This is a genomic window from Haladaptatus ordinarius (assembly GCF_054177595.1).
In genome coordinates, this window is record NZ_JBPEHH010000298.1 from 1 (window position 1) to 680 (window position 680).

Annotated in this window: 1 protein-coding gene and 1 pseudogene; both read right to left on the bottom strand. The window is 55.4% G+C overall.

Annotated elements, in window-relative coordinates; translation table 11 throughout:
• The coding region (locus tag ACR3FF_RS27280; RefSeq protein ID WP_472850178.1) for a transposase at positions 1 to 407 on the bottom strand (407 nt) is incomplete at its 3' end.
• A 161-nt stretch (positions 408 to 568) separates the two neighbouring features.
• Positions 569 to 680, bottom strand: a pseudogene (locus ACR3FF_RS27285) (IS1595-like element ISHti5 family transposase); the annotation flags it as partial.

Sequence of the window (680 nt, forward strand, 5' to 3'; positions counted from 1 at the left end):
TCGTATTTCGTCTTGTTGCAGTACGAGCGGCTCGCTGGCGAGCGTTCGAAGTACGTGGCGTCGATCGCTCCAATCGGCCCAGTGTCGTGAAGCTGTACAGATTGTTGGAGAAGCGTCCGACAGACCGCCATCTCAATTCTATCGAAGGCGAGACATAACGTCGATGGATGCGGGAGATCGGCCGGGTCAAGGCCGATCTCCCGCGATATTTGTGGCATCTCCTTCAGCAGATCAATCGTCATCCGGTAGGTCGTATCGAGATAAATCCGGAGACAGTGGATGGACATCATCGCTGCGTCGGTGAACCCGCCGCCCCCTTCTGGGGCGGCAGGTTCGTCCCAATCATCAGCAACTCTTTTGACTGCGAAGGCAATTCGTTCGGTGAAGCGGGAGATTTGCGTTGGCACACTTCGCAGTCTTCCGCTTCATCACCCTTACTCCAGCGACTTGATCCGGTGCTGTCTGGCGATTAAACACGGCCCTTTCGGGAGACGGCCACTGATGGCTTTCGTGAATCCGAACGCACCAGTCACCGCCAGCCATCCGTGTTCGGTTAAGGAGCGAACGCTCATCTGTAGAAGTCAGTACTTAGGATCTGCTCGAACCAGTCGTCGGTGTTGAGGATCCAGCCCAAGAAGTTTAGATAGCCCTGTAAGTGGTGTTTTGAGACGCCTCGGAAC